This is a genomic window from Pseudomonas sp. GW821-FHT04C07, assembly GCF_059420325.1.
Window position 1 is genome coordinate 439553 of the sequence record NZ_JBWKTM010000001.1, and the last position, 21467, is coordinate 461019.

Genomic DNA, 21467 nt, shown 5'->3' on the forward strand with positions numbered 1-21467 from the left:
ATGACCCTCGAACGCGATGCCGCCGCCAATACCGCCAAGGTTCTATCCGAAGCGCTGCCTTACATTCGCCGCTACATCGGCAAGACGCTGGTGATCAAATACGGCGGCAATGCCATGGAAAGCGAAGAGCTGAAAACCGGCTTCGCCCGCGACATCGTGCTGATGAAGGCCGTAGGGATCAACCCGGTGGTCGTGCACGGTGGCGGTCCGCAAATCGGCGATCTGCTCAATCGCCTGTCGATCGAGAGCCACTTCATCGATGGTATGCGCGTCACGGATGCACAGACCATGGACGTCGTGGAAATGGTCCTCGGCGGCCAGGTGAACAAAGACATCGTCAACCTGATCAACCGTCACGGCGGCAGTGCCATCGGCTTGACCGGCAAGGACGCGGAGCTGATTCGCGCGAAAAAGCTCACCGTCACCCGTCAAACGCCTGAAATGACCACGCCGGAAATCATCGACATCGGCCACGTTGGCGAAGTGGTCGGAATCAACACCGACCTGCTGAACCTGTTGGTCAAAGGTGATTTCATCCCGGTCATCGCGCCTATCGGTGTCGGTGCCAACGGCGAGTCATACAACATCAACGCCGACCTGGTGGCTGGCAAAGTGGCTGAAGCCCTCAAAGCCGAAAAGCTGATGCTGCTGACCAACATTGCCGGCTTGATGGACAAGCAAGGCAAGGTCCTGACGGGCCTGACCACCGAGCAGGTCAATGAGTTGATCGCTGACGGGACCATCTACGGCGGCATGCTGCCGAAGATCCGTTGCGCACTGGAGGCGGTGCAAGGCGGCGTCACGACCTCGCATATCATCGACGGTCGCGTACCTAACGCAGTGTTGCTGGAAATCTTCACCGACACCGGTGTGGGCACATTGATCAGCAATCGCAAGCGCCACTAAGCGATGCAAACAAAAGGCCCCGCTCAGCATGCTGAGGGGGGCCTTTTTTATTGCGGTTCAAACCCTGGCGAAGTTCAGATCCCGAACTGCGCGCGGTAGGCTTCCACCGCTGGCAGGTGCTGCTTGAGCTGCGGATCATCAGCCAGGAACTGCAGAACCTGGGTCAAGGACACAATGCTGACCACCGGAATGCCAAAGTCACGTTCGACTTCCTGAATCGCCGACAACTCACCGTTGCCACGCTCCTGGCGGTTCAGGGCAATCAATACACCGGCAGCCTTGGCGCCCTGGGCCTGAATGATTTGCATGACTTCACGGATGGCCGTGCCTGCAGTGATCACGTCGTCGATGATCAATACATCGCCAGCCAACGGCGCGCCGACCAGACTACCGCCTTCGCCGTGAGCTTTGGCTTCCTTGCGGTTGAAACACCAGGGCAGATCGAGCTGGTGGTGCTCAGCCAACGCCACAGCCGTCGTGGCCGCCAAAGGAATGCCTTTGTAGGCCGGACCGAACAGCACGTCGAAGGAAATGCCGCTTTCGACAATGGCCGCCGCATAGAAACGGCCAAGCTGCGCCAGCGCCGAACCGCTGTTGAACAGGCCTGCATTGAAGAAGTAAGGACTGGTACGCCCGGACTTCAGGGTGAACTCACCGAAGCGCAAAACGCCGCGATCGATGGCAAAACGAATGAAATCGCGCTGATACGCCTGCATGAAAAAAGCCCCAATATCACGGATTTAGCTAATTAGGTAGACCTCGGGTATCATACACGCACGTGATTTTTGGGGCCATTTATGCGGATCATCAGTGTGAACGTCAATGGTATTCAGGCTGCAGTCGAGCGTGGTTTGCTCAGTTGGCTGCAAGCACAGAATGCCGACGTCATCTGCCTGCAGGACACCCGCGCCTCCGCCTTTGAACTGGACGACCCAGCCTTCCAACTGGATGGCTACTTCCTTTATGCCTGCGATGCCGAAGTCCCCGCCCAAGGTGGCGTGGCTTTGTATTCGCGGCTGCAACCGAAGGCTGTCATCAGCGGTCTTGGTTTCGAGACGGCAGACCGCTACGGGCGCTACCTGCAAGCCGATTTCGACAAGGTCAGCATCGCGACCTTGCTGCTTCCATCAGGGCAGAACGGCGATGAAGACTTGAACCAGAAGTTCAAGCTTATGGACGACTTCGCTCGTTACCTGGATAAACAGCGACGCAAACGTCGCGAGTACATTTATTGTGGCTCGCTCTACGTGGCGCAACAGAAGCTGGATATCAAAAACTGGCGCGACAGCCAGCAATCTCCTGGATTCCTGGCGCCTGAGCGGGCCTGGATGGACGAGATTGTCGGCAACATGGGTTATGTCGATGCCCTGCGTGAAGTCAGCCGCGAAGGCGATCAGTACAGCTGGTGGCCGGACAACGAACAGGCCGAGATGCTCAACCTGGGTTGGCGTTTCGACTACCAACTGCTGACTCCTGGCCTGCGTCGCTTCGTACGTAGCGCACGCCTGCCACGCCAGCCGCGCTTCTCGCAGCATGCGCCGCTGATTGTGGATTACGACTGGACGCTGACCATCTAAGCGTCTTTTCGCGGTACAAAAAAGCCGACAGCAATGTCGGCTTTTTTGTGGGCATCAATTTTACTTGATCAGGCGCCAGGTGAAGGGATAGCGATACGGCACCCCGTCATTGGCCTTGATGCCGCCGATGATCGCCAGCACCAAGGCACCAATCGCTACCAGCCCGAACAGGAAAAACCCGATTATCACCGCCATCAACAAGAAGCAGATGGCCGATGCAATGGCGACGGTGATCTGAAAGTTCAGCGCCTCCTTGCCCTGCGCATCGATGAAGGGGTCCATCTCGCGCTTCAACTGCCAGAGAATCAGCGGCCCGATCAGCGTACCGAAAGGAATCCAGATCCCCAGCAAGGCGGAAAAGTGACAAAACATCGCCCATTGGCGAACCTCCCGGCTCGGCGTAGGCAGTGGAAGCTGCTCTTCACTCATGTCGCTCTCCTTGCTGGATGCCAGGGCAATCAGTCAGCCAGTGCAGCCTTTTGCAGTTCAAAAATGTCGTTCATGCCTTTGCTCGCCAAAGCCAGCATCGCGTTCAGCTCTTCAGGCTGGAACGGCGCACCTTCAGCAGTTCCCTGAACTTCAATGAAACCACCGGTGCTGGTCATCACGACGTTGAGATCCGTCTCGGCAGCCGAGTCTTCCAGATAGTCCAGATCGAGCACAGGCTCGCCTTGGTACATACCCACCGAAACTGCAGCGATCATTTGCTTGAGCGGGTCGCCACCTTTCAGGCCGCCACGCTTCTTGATCACTTTCAAGGCATCGATCAGTGCAACCATTGCGCCGGTAATCGACGCGGTGCGAGTGCCGCCATCGGCCTGGATCACATCGCAATCGACGAACAAGGTGACATCGCCCAGCTTGGACATGTCCAGAGCGGCGCGCAGGGAACGGCCGATCAAACGCTGGATCTCGAGCGTACGACCACCTTGTTTGCCACGGCTTGCCTCACGCTGGTTACGCTCACCCGTGGCACGCGGCAGCATGCCGTATTCAGCAGTCAACCAACCCTGACCCTGGCCCTTAAGGAAGCGCGGCACGCCATTTTCGACGCTGACCGTACAAATCACTTTGGTATCACCGAACTCGACCAGTACAGATCCCTCGGCGTGTTTGGTGTAGTTGCGGGTGATGCGGATCGAGCGGAGCTGATCGGCAGCGCGACCACTTGGACGTTTCATAGGGAAATACCTGTACGGGGACGGAAATCTGCCGAGCATTATAGAGCCCGGAGCGCCGAGTGGGCACTTCTAAAAAACCTGCGCCGCGACCGAAGGCTCTGGACAAGGGCCTGGCGCCGGACGGCGACGGCTTGCAGCCCTTTGTCACACGCGCAATTTGGGAGCATTCGCTGCACTGCGTTACAATCCTGCGCCTTTGCAGCCTGTCGGCTTTAATTTATCAATCAGGCCCGCTGAACCCATCGGGGTTTGTAGCAGGCCCGAATCGCGAGGTACCTCCATGGTGCATAGCATGACCGCCTTCGCCCGCGTCGAAAAAGCCGGCATTCAGGGCACGCTGAGCTGGGAGTTGCGCTCGGTCAACAGCCGCTACCTGGAGCCGCACCTGCGGCTGCCGGAGTCTTTTCGCGACCTCGAAGGTGCTGTGCGCGAAGCGCTGCGCCAGGGCTTGTCCCGCGGCAAACTCGAATGCACCCTGCGCTTCACCGAAGAAACCACCGGCAAGCCTTTACAGGTTGATCGTGAGCGCGCCGCACAATTGGTGGCTGCAGCCGAGACCGTGGCCAGCCTGATCAAACACCCCGCGGCCTTGAACCCGCTGGAAGTCCTGGCCTGGCCGGGCGTACTGGTGGCCGACGCGACCGACCCGCAAGCGCTGAACGCGCAAGCCCTGACGCTGTTCAACCAGGGCTTGAAAGAGCTCAAGAGCGGCCGCGAGCGCGAAGGCGCGGAGCTGGCCCGCCTGATCAACGATCGCTTGAGCTCCATAGAAGAAGACGTTGTGACCCTGCGTGAGCTGGTCCCGCAAATGCTCGCGACCCAGCGCCAGAGAGTCCTGGACCGTTTCGCCGACATGAAGGCCGAGCTGGATCCGCAGCGCCTGGAACAGGAGATGGTCATGCTCGCACAAAAGAGCGACGTGGCCGAAGAACTGGACCGGCTGAGCACCCACATCATTGAAGTTCGCCGCGTGCTCAAATCCGGTGGTGCCGCCGGTCGGCGCCTGGACTTCCTGATGCAAGAGCTCAACCGCGAAGCCAATACACTGGGCTCCAAAGCCTTCGACCCGCGCAGCACCCAAGCGGCGGTCAACCTCAAAGTGTTGATCGAGCAGATGCGCGAACAAGTGCAAAATATTGAGTAAGGCTACCCCGACATGACCCACAGCACCGGCACCCTCTACATCATTTCCGCCCCGTCTGGCGCGGGCAAGACCAGCCTGGTCAAGGCCCTGATCGACGCGCAGCCGCAAATTCGCGTTTCGGTTTCCCACACCACCCGCGCCATGCGCCCCGGTGAAGTCGACGGCGTGAACTACAACTTTGTCGACCGGGCCGAGTTCGTGCGGATGATCGAGCATGGTGATTTCCTGGAGCGCGCCGAAGTGTTCGGCAACCTCTACGGCACTTCGCAGAGCCATTTGCAGCAGACCCTGGATGAAGGTCACGACCTGATTCTGGAAATCGACTGGCAAGGTGCCGAGCAAGTGCGCAAGTTGATGCCCCAGGCTCGCTCGATCTTCATTCTGCCGCCGTCCCAGCAGGCCTTGCGCCAACGCCTGACCAATCGCGGCCAGGACAGCGACGAAATTATCGAAGGCCGGATGCGCGAAGCCGTCAGCGAGATGAGCCATTACCTCGATTACGACTTCTTGATCATTAACGATGACTTCGCCACTGCACTGGACGATCTGAAAGCTATCTTCCGCGCCAATCAGCTGCGCCAAAAGCCTCAACAACAGCGTTTCGGTAAATTACTCGCTGAACTGTTGGGCTAAAGACCTCTTCCCAAAAACGCTGCAAGGGCTTTACATTGGCACTTGTAGCGCGTTGGAGAGCTGGGCGAAAAATCAGCGCTTCCCTAAACGCTGGTGATTTTTTAAACTGTTGAGTCCGCTCGCCCATCCGGGCAGCGCGCATATTGCATTTGCTACGAGGAATACCATGGCCCGCGTAACCGTTGAAGACTGCCTAGATCACGTGGCTAACCGCTTTGAGCTGGTCATGCTCTCTACCAAACGTGCTCGTCAATTGGCGACCGGTGGCAAAGAGCCAAAGCTGGCCTGGGAAAACGACAAACCTACCGTAATGGCGTTGCGTGAAATCGCAGCAGGTTTGATGAGCTATGAAGTCATCGCTGAAGCTGAAATCGTTGAAGACGAACCGCTGTTCGCAGCGTTCGAGGACGAGTCCAACGAGGCCGTCTAAGCCTATGCCTGGTCGACGTAGCACGGCGCGGGGTCACAGCCATCGGCAGGAGTCATCATGCCGAGCATAGACGCCCTCGCCGATCGCTTATCGACCTATCTCGGCACGGACCAGGTCAACCTGGTTCGCCGAGCGTACTTTTATGCCGAACAAGCCCACGACGGCCAACGCCGGCGCAGTGGCGAAGCCTACGTCACGCACCCGTTAGCGGTCGCGAATATTCTTGCCGACATGCATATGGACCATCAAAGCCTGATGGCGGCCATGCTGCATGACGTGATCGAAGACACCGGTATTGCCAAGGAAGCGCTCTCGGCGCAGTTCGGTGAAACCGTGGCCGAACTGGTCGACGGGGTCAGCAAACTGACCCAGATGAACTTCGAGACCAAAGCCGAAGCCCAGGCCGAAAACTTCCAGAAAATGGCCATGGCCATGGCCCGCGATATTCGCGTGATCCTGGTCAAGCTGGCCGACCGCCTGCACAACATGCGAACACTGGAAGTGCTGTCCGGCGAAAAACGCCGGCGGATCGCCAAGGAAACCCTGGAAATCTATGCGCCCATCGCCAACCGCCTGGGCATGCACAGCATCCGCATAGAGTTCGAAGACCTTGGCTTCAAGGCCATGCACCCGATGCGTTCCGCGCGGATCTACCAGGCAGTCAAACGCGCCCGGGGCAACCGCAAGGAAATCGTCAACAAGATCGAAGAGTCCCTCAGTCACTGCCTGGCCATCGACGGCATTCAGGGCGAGGTCAGCGGTCGGCAGAAACACCTCTACGGCATCTACACGAAGATGCGCGGCAAGCGTCGGGCCTTCAACGAGATCATGGACGTCTATGCGTTCCGCATCATCGTCGACAAGGTCGATACCTGCTATCGAGTGCTCGGCGCTGTACATAATTTGTACAAGCCGCTGCCGGGGCGTTTCAAGGATTACATCGCGATCCCCAAAGCCAACGGCTATCAGTCGCTGCATACCACCCTGTTCGGCATGCATGGCGTACCGATCGAGATCCAGATCCGCACCCGCGAAATGGAAGAGATGGCCAATAACGGCATTGCTGCCCATTGGCTGTATAAATCCAGCGGCGAGGAGCAACCGAAAGGTACTCACGCCCGTGCTCGCCAATGGGTCAAGGGCGTTCTGGAAATGCAGCAGCGCGCCGGCAACTCTCTCGAATTCATCGAAAGCGTGAAGATCGACCTGTTCCCGGACGAGGTCTATGTCTTCACGCCCAAAGGCCGGATCATGGAGCTGCCCAAAGGCTCCACGGCAGTCGACTTCGCTTACGCGGTACACACCGACGTTGGCAACAGCTGCATTGCCTGTCGGATCAACCGTCGCCTGGCGCCACTGTCCGAACCACTGCAAAGCGGCTCGACCGTGGAAATCGTCAGCGCACCGGGCGCCCGGCCAAACCCGGCCTGGCTCAACTTCGTGGTCACCGGCAAAGCCCGCACACACATTCGTCACGCCCTGAAACTGCAACGCCGCTCCGAGTCCATCAGCCTCGGCGAACGCCTGCTGAACAAGGTGCTCAACGGTTTCGACAGCTCGCTGGAAAAAGTTCCGGCCGAGCGCATCCAGGTGATGCTCAACGAATACCGCCTTGAAGTGATCGAAGACCTGCTGGAAGACATCGGCCTGGGCAATCGCATGGCCTACGTCGTCGCCCGCCGCCTGCTCGGTGAAGGCGAACAGCTGCCGAGCCCGGAAGGCCCGCTGGCGATTCGCGGCACCGAAGGTCTGGTCCTCAGCTACGCCAAGTGCTGCACACCGATCCCTGGCGACCCGATTGTCGGCCATCTGTCCGCAGGCAAAGGGATGGTGGTGCACCTGGACAACTGCCGCAATATCAGCGAGATCCGCCATAACCCGGAAAAATGCATCCAGCTCTCCTGGGCCAAGGATGTCACCGGCGAATTCAACGTCGAACTGCGCGTCGAGCTGGAACACCAGCGCGGCCTGATTGCCCTGCTGGCCAGCAGCGTCAACGCGGCCGATGGCAATATCGAAAAAATCAGCATGGACGAACGCGATGGTCGCATCAGCGTGGTCCAACTGGTGGTCAGCGTGCACGACCGTGTGCATCTGGCCCGCGTGATCAAGAAACTGCGCGCCCTGACCGGGGTCACCCGCATCACCCGCATGCGTGCGTAACCAGCCCATTACAAGGAGTCATACATGACCAAGACTGTTATCACCAGCGACAAGGCACCTGCCGCCATCGGTACATACTCCCAGGCGATCAAGGCTGGCAACACCGTCTACATGTCCGGTCAAATTCCTCTGGACCCGAAAACCATGGAGCTGGTCGAAGGCTTCGAAGCCCAGACCGTTCAGGTTTTCGAGAACCTCAAGGCCGTGGCTGAAGCCGCTGGTGGTTCGTTCAAGGACATCGTCAAACTGAACATCTTCCTCACCGACCTGAGCCACTTCGCCAAGGTCAACGAGATCATGGGCAAATACTTCGACCAACCTTACCCTGCCCGCGCCGCCATCGGTGTCGCCGCACTGCCAAAAGGCTCGCAGGTCGAGATGGATGCCATTCTGGTCATCGAATAACTGCCAGCACATATCCTGGCGCAGCCGCCACGCTGCGCCAATTCCGTTTTGAAAGGATTCCGTCATGCGCAAAGCGCTTGCCCTCTCGCTGCTCGCCATATTCCTCGGCGGCTGTGCCAGCAATCCCGCCGACCGCGACATCAGTGGCACCTGGATCAACCAGGTAGCAATCGATGCTGCTGCCAAAGGCGGTCCCTTGCGTGAAGCCCTCCAGGCCAACGGTCCAAACCTGGAATGGGACATCAATACCAAAGCCGGTCAGGCGAGATTTACCAACGGTTTCGAGAATGTCGAAGGCAAGCTGCTGGGTGAGAAATCCGGCGCCTGGAAGATCGATTTCTATGGCGGCTCCTCCAGCGAACTCAGTCGCGACGGCAAACAGCTGCAGCAAGTGGCAAACGACTCAGAACCGGAACAGGTTTTCAATCGAGCGCAAGACACGGTTCCCGAAGGCGCACCGATTGGCGCCAGCTTCGAGCGAGCCCTGTACTCCGCTTATATGGGCGGCAGCTGGAAAGTCGTCAGCGGCCCGGGCGAAGGCAGCACCGTTCAGTTCCAGGCCGATGGCCGGGTTGAAGGCCTGCCAGGCACTGATCGTTACGCGCTGTGCCTGGCCGGTGATTGTGCGTCCATGAGCGGCGGCCATGACAACATCTGGCTGCAGCAAGGCGGCCAGGGCAACCCATGGATTTTTACTCGCAAAGGCAAACAACTGGAGATCTTCCAGGTGGTCAATGCGTCTCAAGCCGATGAAGTACCATCACTCTCTCCTGGTACCCGGCAGTGGTTACTGGAAAAACAGTGACCCCGCAATAAAGGAGCCCATGGGCTCCTTTTTCTTTGCCTTGAAGGTTGAGTCAACGACTGCCCTCGAGAATCGCCGTATACCCTTCACGAAAGCTTGGATAACGCGGCACCCAACCCAGCGCCCGCGCCCGCGCGTTGCTACACCGCTTGCTGCCGGCCCGACGGACACTGGCGTCGGCCGCCCATTCGGTGACACCCAGATACTCGTGTAACCAGTCGACCACTTCCGCGAGCGGCGCAGGTGCATCGTCGACACCGATGTAGCAGTCCTGCAGCGCCTCACCTCGACGATCCGCCTGTAGCAGGAACGCCAGCAGACCGGCAGCATCGTCGACATGAATCCGGTTGCCATACAGCGGCGGATCGATGACTACACGATAACCCTGGCATACTTGAGTCAACAGCCGCTCACGGCCCGGACCATAGATACCCGTCAGACGCACCAGACTTGCCGGTATGCCACTGTGCAAAGCCACCTGCTCGGCTTCCAGCATCAAACGTCCGGAGTAACCGCCGGCCTCGGTCGGCGAACTTTCGTCGACCCATTCGCCCGCCTGCTGGCCATACACGCTGCTGCTGGAGACAAACAGCAGGCGCTTTGGCTGCTGACCATGCTGCTTCAACCAGCTCAATACATGCTGCAAACCTTCGACATAGGCCGCGCGATAGCCGGCTTCATCGTGTTCGGTGGCCGCGGCGCAATACACCAGGTAATCCAGCTTTTCAGTCGGCCAGGCGGCCGGACACTGCTCACTGAACAGATCACCCGCCACTCCCACGACACCGCTTGGCAGGCGCGAAATGTTCCGTCGCAGCCCATGAACCAACCAGTTCCCGGCCAGTAGCTGAGTGGCCAAACGGCTGCCGACATCACCGCAGCCGGCGATCAAAACAGAAGGGGTGGACATCACAAAACTCCTATCGGAAAGACCCAGCCTAGCGTCGGCAATGGACGAGCGGCTGGTAATCCAAGAAAAAAAGATACTCTATTACTTTTGTTAACGAGAATTAATTGCGATAATTGCCGCCCATTTGTTCTCGGCCCTGCGAGGCCTGGAAGGACATTTACTCTTTTTCCCTCTTAGGTCCGGCCAGCATGACAAGCAATCAACTCCCCGCTTCGCCAACCACGCTTCCTAGCCCATCGCGCGCCTGGCGCATGGTAGCAGCGCTGCTGTTCAGCCTGCTGCTGGCACCAACCGCCGCGTTCGCCGATGAGCCTGTGCCTGCCACCGGACCTGCCGCTCACGGCAGCGCTGACCATGCCGCTGCAGTCGCGACCCCGGTCGTCAGCGACCCGGCTCTGGCTGCTCAAGGCGCACCTCTCCAAAATCAGCCTGAAGTACTCGAGGCCGATAACACCTTGGGCATGGCCCACGACCTGTCGCCTTGGGGCATGTACCAGAACGCCGACATTATCGTGAAAATCGTGATGATCGGTCTCGCCATCGCCTCGATCATCACCTGGACCATCTGGATCGCCAAGGGCTTTGAGCTGCTCGGCGCCAAGCGTCGTCTGCGCGGTGAAATCGCCAGCCTGAAAAAAGCCACCACCCTTAAAGAGGCCAGCTCGACTGCCACCAAGGAAGGTACCCTCGCCAACCTGCTGGTCCACGATGCTCTGGAAGAAATGCGCCTGTCGGCCAACAGCCGTGAAAAAGAAGGCATCAAGGAACGCGTCAGCTTCCGTCTCGAGCGTCTGGTTGCCGCATGCGGCCGCAACATGAGCAGCGGCACCGGCGTACTGGCAACCATCGGTTCCACCGCGCCCTTCGTCGGCCTGTTCGGTACCGTGTGGGGCATCATGAACAGCTTCATCGGCATCGCCAAGACCCAGACCACCAACCTCGCTGTCGTGGCTCCCGGCATTGCCGAAGCCTTGCTGGCGACCGCGCTGGGTCTGGTTGCGGCGATTCCGGCGGTGGTGATCTACAACGTCTTCGCCCGCTCCATCGCCGGTTACAAGGCGCAGGTTTCCGATGCCTCGGCAGAAGTCCTGCTGCTGGTCAGCCGCGACCTCGACCACCTGCCGCCCGAGCGCGTCTCGCAACCGCACATGGTGAAAGTGGGGTAATCAGCCATGGGCCTGCATTTAAAAGAAGGCGCTGACGACGATCTCGCCGAGAATCACGAAATCAACGTCACGCCGTTTATCGACGTAATGCTGGTGCTGCTGATCATCTTCATGGTGGCAGCACCGCTGGCGACTGTAGACATTAAAGTCGACCTGCCCGCCTCGACCGCCAAACCGGCGCCGCGGCCAGAGAAGCCGGTGTTCCTCAGCGTCAAGGCCGATCAACGGCTGTTCCTCGGTGAAGACCAGGTGAAGGCTGAAAGCCTTGGCGCGACCCTTGATGCCAAGACTCACGGCAAGAAGGACACGACGATCTTCTTCCAGGCCGATAAAGGCGTGGACTACGGCGACTTGATGAGTGTGATGGATGCCTTGCGGGCAGCCGGTTACCTGAAAGTCGGCCTGGTCGGACTTGAGACGGCAGCCAAGAAATGATCACGACGCGCCAAAAGCTGACGCGTTACAGCGGTAGCCTGGCAGTGGTGCTGGGCGTCCACGCGGTCGCGATTCTCCTCGCGCTCAACTGGTCGTCGGCACAGCCGGTCGAACTGCCGCCGATGGCAATGATGGTCGAGCTGGCGCCGGTTCCGGCACCGCCTCCACCGGCACCGCCCAAAGTCGTGACGCCGCCGCAACCACCTGCACCGGTGGAAGAACTCCCATTGCCAAAACTCGCGGAGGCGCCGAAGCCGACCATCTCCGTGCCCAAGCAGGTCAAACCCAAGCCAAAGCCGCAACCGCCCAAGCCTGAGAAGACACCGGAGCCGCCAAAGGAAAAGCCTCCCGAGGAAAAACCTGACGACACGCCGCCCACGCCTGCGCAGACGGACAAGTCCGCGCAGCCGGCACCCGGCCCTACTGCGGCGCAGAATGCCGCCAAAGCCAGCTGGCAAAACACGCTGTTGGCGCACTTGCAAAAGTACAAGAAGTACCCGCCCGCAGCTCAAGCGCGCGGCAAGGAAGGGATGAACCGTTTGCGCTTCGTGGTCGACGCCGAAGGTAATGTGCTGTCGTTCGAACTGGCCGGTCTCTCCGGCAACGCCGATCTCGATCGGGCGACACTGGAAATGATTCGCCGCGCCCAGCCGCTGCCTAAACCGCCAGCCGAAATGCTGACCAACGGCTCGATCGAAATCGTTGCGCCATTCGTTTACAACATCGAAAAACGTCGCCGCTGACTTCGGTTGGCGCGAATGCCGGACACAAAACCTGTGGCGAGGGGGCGACGTTCGCCAATGTCCTTCGCTGGCTGGCACTCCCCCAAAAGGCACCGAAGGTGCCTTTCGCGCATCCAGCAACGCCAAACATGCATTGCCCTGTGTCGCTCTCCGCCCTCAGTCTGATAACGTGCGTCTATCGATTGCAGCCGGTATGCTTGGCTCGCAACCTCATGGACGCCCGCTATGACTCTCACAGAATTACGCTACATCGTTACCCTCGCCCAAGAGCAGCACTTCGGCCACGCGGCCGAGCGTTGCCATGTCAGTCAGCCGACCTTGTCGGTAGGCGTGAAGAAGCTTGAAGACGAACTCGGTGTGCTGATTTTCGAGCGCAGCAAAAGCGCGGTGCGCCTGACGCCTGTCGGCGAGGGCATCGTCGCCCAGGCCCAGAAGGTTCTTGAGCAAGCCCAAGGTATTCGTGAGCTGGCCCAGGCCGGTAAAAACCAGCTGACCGCTCCGCTGAAAGTCGGCGCGATCTACACGGTCGGTCCGTACCTGTTCCCGCACCTGATTCCACAACTGCACCGGGTCGCCCCGCAGATGCCGTTGTACATCGAAGAAAACTTCACCCATGTACTGCGCGACAAACTGCGCAACGGCGAGCTGGACGCGATCATCATCGCCCTGCCGTTCAACGAGGCTGACGTACTGACCCTGCAGCTCTACGATGAGCCGTTCTACGTACTGATGCCCAGCGCGCACCCATGGACCCAAAAGAAAACCATCGACGCCAACATGCTCAACGACAAGAGCCTGCTGCTGCTCGGCGAAGGGCACTGCTTCCGCGATCAGGTACTCGAGGCCTGCCCGACTTTGGGCAAGGGCACCGACGGCACCAAGCACACCACGGTTGAATCCAGCTCCCTGGAAACCATTCGGCACATGGTCGCTTCCGGCCTGGGTATCTCGATCCTGCCGCTCTCGGCGGTGAACAGCCATCACTACGCCCCTGGCGTGATCGAAGTACGCCCGATGACGCCACCCGTGCCGTTCCGCACGGTGGCGATTGCCTGGCGCGCCAGCTTCCCACGGCCAAAAGCGATTGAAATCCTCGCTGACTCGATCCGCCTGTGCTCGGTGGCCAAGCCGCCAGCGGCGAGCTAAGACACCGCGATGACTGAGCTGTCGAAGGTGCCGGTCACGGCGCTCAAGGGCGTCGGCGAAGCAATGGCCGAGAAACTGGCCAAGGTCGGCCTGGAGAATCTCCAGGACGTCCTGTTTCACCTGCCGCTGCGTTATCAGGACCGCACCCGCGTAGTACCGATCGGCCAACTGCGACCTGGGCAGGATGCCGTGATCGAAGGTACCGTCAGCGGTGCCGACGTGGTCATGGGCAAGCGCCGCAGCTTGCTGGTGCGCCTTCAGGATGGCACCGGCGGGCTGAGCTTGCGCTTCTACCATTTCAGCAACGCACAAAAAGAAGGCCTCAAACGCGGCACCCGCGTGCGTTGTTATGGCGAGGCCCGGCCCGGCGCGTCGGGGCTGGAGATCTATCACCCGGAATACCGCGCCATCAACGGCGACGAACCACCGCCGGTGGATCAAACCCTGACGCCGATCTACCCGCTCACCGAAGGCCTGACCCAGCAACGTTTACGTCAACTGTGCCAGCAAAGCCTGGCCCTGCTCGGCCCGAGCAGCCTGCCCGACTGGCTGCCGGAAGAACTGGCGCGGGACTATCAGCTGGCCCCGCTGGACGACGCGATTCGCTACCTGCACCACCCACCGGCGGACGCCGACGTCGACGAACTCGCCCTAGGTCATCACTGGGCGCAACACCGGCTGGCGTTCGAGGAGCTGCTGACCCATCAACTGTCTCAGCAACGCCTGCGCGAGAGCCTGCGCTCCCAGCGTGCGCCAGCCTTGCCGAAAGCCAAAGAGTTGCCGGCGAAATACCTGGCCAACCTGGGCTTCTCGCCCACGGGCGCGCAGCAACGGGTCGGCAATGAAATCGCCTACGACCTCAGTCAGCGCGAGCCGATGCTGCGGCTGATTCAAGGTGATGTTGGCGCCGGCAAGACCGTGGTCGCCGCCCTCGCCGCCTTGCAGGCACTGGAGGCGGGCTATCAGGTTGCATTGATGGCACCCACCGAGATTCTTGCCGAACAACATTTCATCAACTTCAAGCGCTGGCTCGACCCCCTGGGAATCGAAACCGCCTGGCTGGCCGGCAAGCTCAAAGGCAAAAACCGCGTAGCGGCGCTGGAGCAGATCGCCAACGGCGCGCCGATGGTGGTTGGTACCCATGCGCTGTTCCAGGACGAAGTACAGTTCAAGAACCTCGCACTGGTGATCATCGACGAACAGCACCGCTTTGGTGTGCAGCAGCGTCTGGCCCTGCGTCAGAAAGGCGTGGGCGGGCGGATGTGTCCACACCAGCTGATCATGACCGCCACGCCGATTCCGCGCACGCTGGCCATGAGTGCCTACGCGGATCTCGACACCTCGATCCTCGACGAACTGCCGCCTGGCCGGACCCCGGTGAACACCGTGCTGATCACGGATACGCGGCGCATCGAAGTCATCGAACGCGTGCGCGCCGCCTGCGCTGAAGGTCGCCAGGCCTATTGGGTATGTACGCTGATCGAAGAGTCCGAAGAGCTCACGTGCCAGGCCGCCGAAACCACCTACGAAGACCTGACCAGTGCCTTGGGCGAACTGCGGGTCGGACTGATTCACGGGCGAATGAAGCCTGCCGAGAAGGCTGCGGTCATGGCCGAGTTCAAGGCCAGCGCCCTGCAACTGCTGGTGGCGACCACGGTGATCGAAGTCGGCGTCGACGTGCCCAATGCCAGCTTGATGATCATCGAAAACCCCGAACGTCTGGGTCTTGCGCAACTGCACCAATTGCGCGGCCGGGTTGGCCGGGGCAGCGCCGCCAGTCACTGTGTGCTGCTCTACCATCCGCCATTGTCACAGATCGGCCGTCAGCGCCTGGGTATCATGCGCGAGACCAACGACGGCTTCATCATCGCCGAAAAAGACCTCGAACTGCGCGGCCCCGGCGAGATGCTCGGCACCCGGCAAACCGGCCTGCTGCAATTCAAGGTCGCCGACCTGATGCGCGACGCCGATCTTCTGCCCGCCGTGCGCGATGCCGCCCAAGCCTTGCTTGAGCGCTGGCCGCAACACGTGAGCCCGCTGCTGGAGCGCTGGCTGCGTCATGGGCAGCAATACGGCCAAGTGTGAGCAGTGTTTGAGTTAATGGGCGATCACCCGAACCAAGCTGGTTATACTGGCGAAATTGTAAAAAAACGGATACAGGCCATGACCGAAGTTGCCCTTGCTACCGAAGCTCCGCACGCGCCGTCCGTTATTCGGCTGCTGCTCGGCAAGCTGGCTATCAGCTATAACGAAGTGCTTGACCACCCCGGCCTTCGCGCCGCGCGCAAGGTTCAGGCCGTCCTGCTGGACGACGCCGTCGGCACACTCATGGTGCTGTTCGCGCAGAGTCAACTTCTGGACCTCAACCGCCTCGCCGAACTGACCGGCCGACGCCTGACCGCGGTGCCTCTGGATCGCCTGGAGCGCATGCTCGGCAAACACAACCTGAGCCTGCTGCCCGGTCTGCCAGCGCTCACCAGCTCCCCCTGCCTCTATGAAGAAAGCCTGCTGCGCGAACCGAGCCTGCTGATCAACTCGGGCGAACCGGGCCTGCTGCTGGAAGTCTCCAGCGAAGCCTTCAAAAGCATGCTCAACAAGGCCAGCGCCGCGAACTTCGGCGAAGCCCTGAACACGATCCGTCCGAACCTCGACCGCCCCCACGATGACCGCGAGGAAATCACCCAGGCGGTGCAAGCCTTCACTGCCCGGCGTATTCAGCAACGGCTGGAAGAGACCATCGAGATTCCACCACTGGCCGAGACCGCGCAGAAAATCATCAAACTGCGGGTCGACCCCAACGCCACCATCGACGACATCACTGGGGTGGTGGAAACCGATCCGGCCCTGGCCGCGCAAGTGGTGAGCTGGGCGGCGTCGCCGTACTACGCCTCGCCGGGCAAGATTCGCTCCGTGGAAGACGCGATCGTCCGCGTGCTCGGTTTCGATCTGGTGATCAACCTGGCGCTGGGCCTGGCGCTGGGCAAAACCCTGAGCCTGCCCAAAGACCATCCGCAACACACCACGCCGTACTGGCAGCAGTCGATCTACACCGCGGCAGTCATCGAAGGCCTGACCCGCGCCATGCCCCGCGCCCAGCGCCCGGAGGCTGGCCTGACCTACCTCGCAGGCCTGCTGCACAACTTTGGCTATCTGCTGCTGGCTCACGTCTTCCCGCCGCACTTCTCGCTGATCTGCCGCCATCTGGAGGTCAACCCGCACCTGTGCCACAGCTATGTCGAGCAGCACCTGCTGGGCATCAGCCGCGAACAGATCGGCGCCTGGCTGATGCGCCATTGGGACATGCCGGAAGAACTGTCCACCGCCCTGCGCTTCCAGCACGACCCAGGCTACGACGGCGACTACGCTGAGTACCCGAACCTGGTCTGCCTGGCCATACGCTTGCTGCGCAGTCGCGGGATCGGCTCCGGCCCCGATGAAGAAATCCCCGACGCCCTGCTCGACCGCCTGGGCCTGACCCGCACCAAAGCCGATGACGTCGTCAGCAAAGTCCTGGAAGCCGAAGCCCTGCTACGCGAACTGGCCTCGCAGTTCAGCCAGGGCTAAAGCACCGCAGGCAAGAACTGGGCGGCCCCCTGCTCCTGCGGGTTACGCGAGCGTCGAACGGCTCATCAGACTCAATGCCGGCTGCTCCCACACTCGATCTTATGTGGGGGAGCAGCCGGGCTACGCTGCGCTTGTTCACGAAGGCATAGAGAGTCTGGAGGGTGAATCAGTCAATTTTGGGGCTGGGATAACTGATTCACTCTCACTAAAGGCACTTTTATCAAAAATTAGATCGAGTATTTTCTGTGGGCTACCGTGGCCTTCAACCGTGTGTGTCCAATAGTTGAAGTCGCGGTCTATCCATCCTTGCAGTTGAGTTGCGTAACTCTCTGGGTACTGCGCCTGCTCGATGCCGGGCAACGTTTTATAGTGATCCAGTACCGCAGTGAAAAAGTGGGTGAGTTTTCCTGTGCCATTGTATTCAGCCGTCGCCATGGCTACGACCATTTGACGCCACGCTGACTCTTGGTGAAACGCTTCACTCCACGCCGCTCTTCTTTCATTGACCGTGAACGTTCCACTCTCATCATAGGTAATCAGCGCAAGCTGATCTCGTGACAGGCCAGCAAAAGGATTTGATCCACTCCCGTTTTCGAACTGTGTGGCTTTCCTGGCGCGAGCCAGAAGCTCAGGGTTATCTGTATTCGGAACCTCAGCGTCATTATTGGCCTTGTTGGCAAAGTAGCTGTCCCCCGCAACCTGGCTGAGCAACTCGGTAGCCTTCGCGCCGAGCGCCCTCCTGCTCAGACTTGCATCGCGAGCTTCGGCACGTGTTGCACTTTCGCTTAACTGCTGAGCAAGCAATGAAAGCCTGCCAGTGCCTCCAGAATTTTCTGTGACACGAGTTGCGGCACTGGCACTCGCTGTTGCGACAGATTGAGTTGAGGGGGTAGAGATACTGGCCGTCTGGTTATTAGTGAACAGCGTCGAGCTTACTGAAGTCACCATTATGAGGCTCTCCTTAACATGAAGTTTTCATGAAAATATCTTTGGCAGACTTATTATTGGCAGCTTAAAAGCTGCATTTTTTGGCGCACAACACGATTGAAGTCCTTCTATCAAGGTAGGGCCGTGCAGAAAACTCTCAGCACGGCCCGATCAGGTATCACTTCATCGTAAATTCAACTGACCACGCGTAAGTTGTTGCGTTCATCGAAGTAGACTTCGCCGTGCAGGTTGCTCCACCACCAGCGGTGGCTCTATTGTTCCACTTAGGAATTTTCGAGCCCTGTGGTCCTGACATAGCGACAAAAGTCGCGATAAAAGTACAAGTTTTACCGCCCATCATGTAGCGCAAGTTAGCGTAATTGCCATCTGGAGAAACATTGCTTTGCACAACATAAGTGTCAGTCTCCCCACTCCTGACTAAAGCAACAGGTTTTGGAGTTGCATTATTATGGGTAGAAGCTTCGTTGCTTGTTCCAATCCTGTAAATCGCGTCGGTGTCCCCAACGTTCTTGAATGTCACCGTAACTGCGGGTCCGGCCAGCGCCGAACCTGCAGCGGAGATTGCGATAATTGTCATTGCTACAAAAAGCGATGTTGATACTTTCATGCTTAGTGCTCCCTGAATTTTAAGTTGGTATTCCCTTACCGAATTGAACGCCGAAGATCTTTTGTGCGCTTTATATTCAATATCAGTGACTGGGCCAGTCTAGTGTGCTGAGCCATATCCACTCCCTGGATATGGTTCTTTTATCTAAACCTATGGAATCAAGTGCGCTAAGAATCCGGAGGGTGAATCAGTCAACTTTGGGGCTGGGACAGCTGATTCACTCTCGTTAAAGACACTTTTATCAAAAATCAGATCGAGTATTTTCTGTGGGCTACCGTGGCCTTCAACCGTGTGTGTCCAATAGTTGAAGTCGAGGTCTATCCATCCTTGCAGTGCGGTTGCGTAACTGGCTGGGTACTGCGCCTGCTCGATGCCGGGCAACGTTTTATAGTGATCCAGTACAGCAGTGAAAAAGTGGGTGAGCTTTCCTGTGCTGTTGTATTCAACCATCGCCATGGCTACGACCATTTGACACCACGCTGACTCTTGGTCAAACGCCTCACGCCACGCCGCTCTTCTTTCATTGACTGTAAACGTTCCACTCTCATCATATTTAATCAGCGCAAGCTGATCTGGTGACAGACCAGCAAAAGGATTTGTTCCGCTCCCGTTTATGAACTGTGTGGCTTTCCTGGCGCGAGCCAGAAGCTCAGGGTTATCTGTATTCGGGACCTCAGCGTCATTATTGACCTTGTTAGCAAAGTAACCGTCCCCCGCAATTTGGCTGAGCAACCCGGTAGCCTTCACACCGAGCTCCCTCCTGCTCAGACTTGCATCGCGTGCTTCGGCACGTGTCGCACTTTCGCTTAACTGCTGAGCAAGCAATGAAAGCGTACTAGTGCCTCCAGTATTTTCTGTGACACGAGTTGCTGCATTGGCACTGGCTGTTGCGACAGATTGGGTTGAGGGGGCAAAGATACTGGCTGTCTGGTTGTTAGTGAGCAGCGTCGAGCTTACTGAAGTCACCATTATGAGGCTCTCCTTAACATGAAATTTTTATGGAAATGTCTTTAGCAGATTTATGATTATCGGCAGCTTAAAAACTGCATTTTTTGGCGCACGACACGATTGAAATTCTTCTATCAAGGTAGGGCCGTGCAGAAAACTTTCCGCACGGCCTGACCAGGCATCACCTCATCGTAAATTCAACTGACCAAGCGTAAGTTCTTGCGTTCATCGAAGTAGACCTCGCCGTGCAGGTTGCTCCGCCATCAGCGGTGGCTTTATTGTTCCACTTAGGAATTTTCGAGCGCAGTGGTCCTGGCATAGCGACAAAAGTCGCGAGAAAAGTACAAGTTTTACTGCCCATCGTGTAACGCAAACTAGCGTAATTGCCATCTGGGGAAATATTGCTTTGTACAACATAAGTGTTAGCACCTCCACTTCCGACTGAAACAATGGGCTTTGGTCTTGAATTGACATGGGTAATAGCTTCGTTGTTTGTTACGACTGTGTAAGTCGCATCAGTGTTCCCAACACTCTTGAATGTCACCGTAACGGCGGGGCCCGCCAGTGCCGAACCTGCAGCGGAGATTGCGATAATTGTCATTGCTACAAAAAGTTATGTTGATACTTTCATGCTTAGCGCTCCCTGAATTTTAAGTTGGTATTCCCTTACCGAATTGAACGCCGAAGATTTTGTGTACGTTTTATATTCAATGTCAGTGACTGGGTCAGTCAGTCCAGCTTGCTGAGACATATCCACTCCCTGGATATGCTTCATTTAACTAAAACCTACTGGACCAAGTGCGCTACCGGGAAATCAGTCATTGGATTGATCGTTTGTCGTGCACTGTGCCCAGCGTGTATCTGCCTGAACTAATCTCATGGTATGCGATGGGTTCTAATCGTGCATCCGAGACCCTTGTAGGCTGTTTCTGCTTGTAACGAAGGGCACTTCGGACATTTTCAATAAGGCGTGAATTGCCTGACCAAGAGATAGACATTTCTTCGGGTTCAAGCGGAAATTGCTTGTAGGCGTATATCGAGTAAGGGTTCAGCTTCGAAGTTGAGGCCCCGCCGTAAAAATCACCGCCCATAAAAAAGGCCACTGCAAACGCAGTGGCCGGGAGGCATTAACCTATTTTGGGACTAGACAACCACAGCAAATAAGTCCGTCTTCTTTTCCCCGATCTCATGTAGGAGCGCACCGGGCGCCGCTGCACTTGCTCACGAAGAAGTAGAAGTGGTCTGACTGACCAACCTCACACCTGCGGCTTTTTCTTCGGCTTCAAATACTTGGTCAGCCCCTGGAACCAGATCACCAGCGCCGGGTTGCCCTTGATCTGGATCGACTTGTCCTGAATCCCTGTCATGAACGCCAGTTGCTTGTTTTTCGCCTGCATCGTGGCAAAGCCGTACGCGGCGTCTTTAAAGGCAATGGCGAATGCCGGCGTTGGGTAAACACCCGCGCGGCTGGTAATACGCTGGTCTTTGACGAAGAAGTGACGGGCAACCTTGCCGTCAATCGTCTGCAACTGGAACACCAGTTCTTTATCACCCAATTGCTGCTGAAACGCCGGGTTGTTACGACTGGCTTTGCCCATCAACAGGCCCAGCATCCAGAGAAGAAAACGAAATTTCATGCTCACAGCCTCAAAGGAAAAAATGAACGGCCGGCGCAGTGTAGCGGCTTCATTGAAGAACGCCACCGTTGTGCAGCGTTAGAAGAAGATGATGCGGTTTTTGCGGCTGATGACTACTA

22 protein-coding genes are annotated in these 21467 nt (G+C 58.2%); 14 read left to right on the plus strand and 8 right to left on the minus strand.

Translation table 11 applies throughout. The features are described 5' to 3' along the window. Window positions 1-906 carry an acetylglutamate kinase gene (gene argB / locus AC07UI_RS02100; RefSeq protein ID WP_494990897.1) on the plus strand — a complete coding sequence of 302 codons (906 nt, stop codon included), beginning with the start codon at window positions 1-3 and terminating at the stop codon, window positions 904-906. A gap of 74 nt (window positions 907-980) precedes the next feature. Here argB and pyrE read toward each other — a convergent pair whose 3' ends face one another. Beyond that, the gene (pyrE, locus tag AC07UI_RS02105; RefSeq protein ID WP_494990898.1) at window positions 981-1622 is read right to left on the minus strand and encodes an orotate phosphoribosyltransferase; all 642 of its coding nucleotides are present in this window, start codon (window positions 1620-1622) and stop codon (window positions 981-983) included. Between the two features lie 81 nt (window positions 1623-1703). On the opposite strand from pyrE, the gene crc reads away from it, so the two are divergent. After that, the gene (crc, locus tag AC07UI_RS02110; protein WP_003176915.1) at window positions 1704-2483 is read left to right on the plus strand and encodes a catabolite repression control protein Crc; all 780 of its coding nucleotides are present in this window, start codon (window positions 1704-1706) and stop codon (window positions 2481-2483) included. A 60-nt stretch (window positions 2484-2543) separates the two neighbouring features. On the opposite strand, the gene AC07UI_RS02115 is transcribed toward crc, so the two are convergent. Together AC07UI_RS02115 and rph are read right to left on the minus strand one after the other, a co-directional pair. Continuing rightward, on the minus strand, window positions 2544-2912 hold the full coding sequence (locus AC07UI_RS02115) for a DUF4870 domain-containing protein (protein WP_494990899.1): 369 nt from the start codon (window positions 2910-2912) through the stop codon (window positions 2544-2546). Window positions 2913-2941: 29 nt separating this feature from the next. Continuing rightward, complete coding sequence (gene rph, locus AC07UI_RS02120; RefSeq protein ID WP_494990900.1) at window positions 2942-3664, minus strand: ribonuclease PH; 723 nt, start codon at window positions 3662-3664, stop codon at window positions 2942-2944. A 280-nt stretch (window positions 3665-3944) separates the two neighbouring features. Here rph and AC07UI_RS02125 point away from each other — a divergent pair, with 280 nt between their 5' ends. From AC07UI_RS02125 to AC07UI_RS02150, 6 genes are all read left to right on the plus strand, one after another. Continuing rightward, a complete protein-coding gene (locus AC07UI_RS02125; RefSeq protein WP_494990901.1) occupies window positions 3945-4808 on the plus strand; it encodes a YicC/YloC family endoribonuclease in 864 nt (287 codons plus the stop codon). Between the two features lie 12 nt (window positions 4809-4820). Then, window positions 4821-5441, plus strand: coding sequence for a guanylate kinase (gene gmk / locus AC07UI_RS02130; RefSeq protein ID WP_494990902.1), 621 nt, complete (start codon window positions 4821-4823; stop codon window positions 5439-5441). Window positions 5442-5607: 166 nt separating this feature from the next. Beyond that, a complete protein-coding gene (gene rpoZ, locus AC07UI_RS02135; RefSeq protein WP_150640823.1) occupies window positions 5608-5871 on the plus strand; it encodes a DNA-directed RNA polymerase subunit omega in 264 nt (87 codons plus the stop codon). Window positions 5872-5928: 57 nt separating this feature from the next. Continuing rightward, window positions 5929-8034: a bifunctional GTP diphosphokinase/guanosine-3',5'-bis pyrophosphate 3'-pyrophosphohydrolase gene (gene spoT / locus AC07UI_RS02140; RefSeq protein WP_494990903.1), complete on the plus strand. Its 2106-nt coding sequence runs from the start codon at window positions 5929-5931 to the stop codon at window positions 8032-8034. Window positions 8035-8058: 24 nt separating this feature from the next. Further along, window positions 8059-8439 (plus strand): RidA family protein, encoded by a 381-nt coding sequence (locus AC07UI_RS02145; protein ID WP_003229509.1) that lies wholly within the window; start codon window positions 8059-8061, stop codon window positions 8437-8439. 64 nt (window positions 8440-8503) lie between these two features. After that, window positions 8504-9244 carry a putative periplasmic lipoprotein gene (locus tag AC07UI_RS02150; RefSeq protein WP_494990904.1) on the plus strand — a complete coding sequence of 247 codons (741 nt, stop codon included), beginning with the start codon at window positions 8504-8506 and terminating at the stop codon, window positions 9242-9244. A 52-nt stretch (window positions 9245-9296) separates the two neighbouring features. Here AC07UI_RS02150 and AC07UI_RS02155 read toward each other — a convergent pair whose 3' ends face one another. Then, entirely contained in the window at window positions 9297-10154 is an 858-nt protein-coding gene (locus AC07UI_RS02155) for an SDR family oxidoreductase (RefSeq protein WP_494990905.1), read from the minus strand. Between the two features lie 188 nt (window positions 10155-10342). Between AC07UI_RS02155 and exbB the strand changes: the two genes are divergently transcribed. The 6 genes from exbB to AC07UI_RS02185 all read left to right on the plus strand — a co-directional run bounded on the left by exbB (window position 10343) and on the right by AC07UI_RS02185 (window position 17208). Then, window positions 10343-11320 (plus strand): tonB-system energizer ExbB, encoded by a 978-nt coding sequence (exbB, locus tag AC07UI_RS02160; RefSeq protein ID WP_494990906.1) that lies wholly within the window; start codon window positions 10343-10345, stop codon window positions 11318-11320. Between the two features lie 6 nt (window positions 11321-11326). Next, window positions 11327-11755 (plus strand): TonB system transport protein ExbD, encoded by a 429-nt coding sequence (gene exbD, locus AC07UI_RS02165; protein ID WP_494990907.1) that lies wholly within the window; start codon window positions 11327-11329, stop codon window positions 11753-11755. Beyond that, window positions 11752-12498, plus strand: coding sequence for a TonB family protein (locus AC07UI_RS02170; RefSeq protein ID WP_494990908.1), 747 nt, complete (start codon window positions 11752-11754; stop codon window positions 12496-12498). Before exbD ends, AC07UI_RS02170 begins: the two co-directional genes overlap by 4 nt. A gap of 225 nt (window positions 12499-12723) precedes the next feature. Further along, the gene (locus tag AC07UI_RS02175; protein ID WP_494990909.1) at window positions 12724-13644 is read left to right on the plus strand and encodes a hydrogen peroxide-inducible genes activator; all 921 of its coding nucleotides are present in this window, start codon (window positions 12724-12726) and stop codon (window positions 13642-13644) included. 9 nt (window positions 13645-13653) lie between these two features. Further along, a complete protein-coding gene (gene recG, locus AC07UI_RS02180; RefSeq protein ID WP_494990910.1) occupies window positions 13654-15729 on the plus strand; it encodes an ATP-dependent DNA helicase RecG in 2076 nt (691 codons plus the stop codon). A 78-nt stretch (window positions 15730-15807) separates the two neighbouring features. Then, window positions 15808-17208, plus strand: coding sequence for an aminoacyl-tRNA deacylase and HDOD domain-containing protein (locus tag AC07UI_RS02185; protein ID WP_494990911.1), 1401 nt, complete (start codon window positions 15808-15810; stop codon window positions 17206-17208). 135 nt (window positions 17209-17343) lie between these two features. On the opposite strand, the gene AC07UI_RS02190 is transcribed toward AC07UI_RS02185, so the two are convergent. From AC07UI_RS02190 to AC07UI_RS02205, 4 genes are all read right to left on the minus strand, one after another. Next, on the minus strand, window positions 17344-18156 hold the full coding sequence (locus AC07UI_RS02190; RefSeq protein ID WP_494990912.1) for a hypothetical protein: 813 nt from the start codon (window positions 18154-18156) through the stop codon (window positions 17344-17346). A gap of 157 nt (window positions 18157-18313) precedes the next feature. Further along, entirely contained in the window at window positions 18314-18763 is a 450-nt protein-coding gene (locus AC07UI_RS02195) for a hypothetical protein (RefSeq protein ID WP_494990913.1), read from the minus strand. A 150-nt stretch (window positions 18764-18913) separates the two neighbouring features. Next, window positions 18914-19732: a hypothetical protein gene (locus tag AC07UI_RS02200; RefSeq protein WP_494990914.1), complete on the minus strand. Its 819-nt coding sequence runs from the start codon at window positions 19730-19732 to the stop codon at window positions 18914-18916. Window positions 19733-20967: 1235 nt separating this feature from the next. Continuing rightward, entirely contained in the window at window positions 20968-21348 is a 381-nt protein-coding gene (locus tag AC07UI_RS02205) for a helicase (RefSeq protein ID WP_494990915.1), read from the minus strand. Window positions 21349-21467 lie beyond the last annotated feature (119 nt).

Coding starts and splice junctions, on each gene's coding strand:
- AC07UI_RS02205 (WP_494990915.1), bottom strand. CDS start 21,348: ATGAAATTTCGTTTTCTTCTCTGGATGCTGGGCCTGTTGATGGGCAAA.
- exbB (WP_494990906.1), top strand. CDS start 10,343: ATGACAAGCAATCAACTCCCCGCTTCGCCAACCACGCTTCCTAGCCCA.
- AC07UI_RS02115 (WP_494990899.1), bottom strand. CDS start 2,912: ATGAGTGAAGAGCAGCTTCCACTGCCTACGCCGAGCCGGGAGGTTCGC.
- pyrE (WP_494990898.1), bottom strand. CDS start 1,622: ATGCAGGCGTATCAGCGCGATTTCATTCGTTTTGCCATCGATCGCGGC.
- AC07UI_RS02145 (WP_003229509.1), top strand. CDS start 8,059: ATGACCAAGACTGTTATCACCAGCGACAAGGCACCTGCCGCCATCGGT.
- AC07UI_RS02190 (WP_494990912.1), bottom strand. CDS start 18,156: ATGGTGACTTCAGTAAGCTCGACGCTGTTCACTAATAACCAGACGGCC.
- AC07UI_RS02155 (WP_494990905.1), bottom strand. CDS start 10,154: ATGTCCACCCCTTCTGTTTTGATCGCCGGCTGCGGTGATGTCGGCAGC.
- AC07UI_RS02175 (WP_494990909.1), top strand. CDS start 12,724: ATGACTCTCACAGAATTACGCTACATCGTTACCCTCGCCCAAGAGCAG.
- AC07UI_RS02150 (WP_494990904.1), top strand. CDS start 8,504: ATGCGCAAAGCGCTTGCCCTCTCGCTGCTCGCCATATTCCTCGGCGGC.
- spoT (WP_494990903.1), top strand. CDS start 5,929: ATGCCGAGCATAGACGCCCTCGCCGATCGCTTATCGACCTATCTCGGC.
- exbD (WP_494990907.1), top strand. CDS start 11,327: ATGGGCCTGCATTTAAAAGAAGGCGCTGACGACGATCTCGCCGAGAAT.
- recG (WP_494990910.1), top strand. CDS start 13,654: ATGACTGAGCTGTCGAAGGTGCCGGTCACGGCGCTCAAGGGCGTCGGC.
- AC07UI_RS02195 (WP_494990913.1), bottom strand. CDS start 18,763: ATGAAAGTATCAACATCGCTTTTTGTAGCAATGACAATTATCGCAATC.
- rph (WP_494990900.1), bottom strand. CDS start 3,664: ATGAAACGTCCAAGTGGTCGCGCTGCCGATCAGCTCCGCTCGATCCGC.
- AC07UI_RS02125 (WP_494990901.1), top strand. CDS start 3,945: ATGGTGCATAGCATGACCGCCTTCGCCCGCGTCGAAAAAGCCGGCATT.
- crc (WP_003176915.1), top strand. CDS start 1,704: ATGCGGATCATCAGTGTGAACGTCAATGGTATTCAGGCTGCAGTCGAG.
- AC07UI_RS02170 (WP_494990908.1), top strand. CDS start 11,752: ATGATCACGACGCGCCAAAAGCTGACGCGTTACAGCGGTAGCCTGGCA.
- rpoZ (WP_150640823.1), top strand. CDS start 5,608: ATGGCCCGCGTAACCGTTGAAGACTGCCTAGATCACGTGGCTAACCGC.
- AC07UI_RS02200 (WP_494990914.1), bottom strand. CDS start 19,732: ATGGTGACTTCAGTAAGCTCGACGCTGCTCACTAACAACCAGACAGCC.
- gmk (WP_494990902.1), top strand. CDS start 4,821: ATGACCCACAGCACCGGCACCCTCTACATCATTTCCGCCCCGTCTGGC.
- AC07UI_RS02185 (WP_494990911.1), top strand. CDS start 15,808: ATGACCGAAGTTGCCCTTGCTACCGAAGCTCCGCACGCGCCGTCCGTT.
- argB (WP_494990897.1), top strand. CDS start 1: ATGACCCTCGAACGCGATGCCGCCGCCAATACCGCCAAGGTTCTATCC.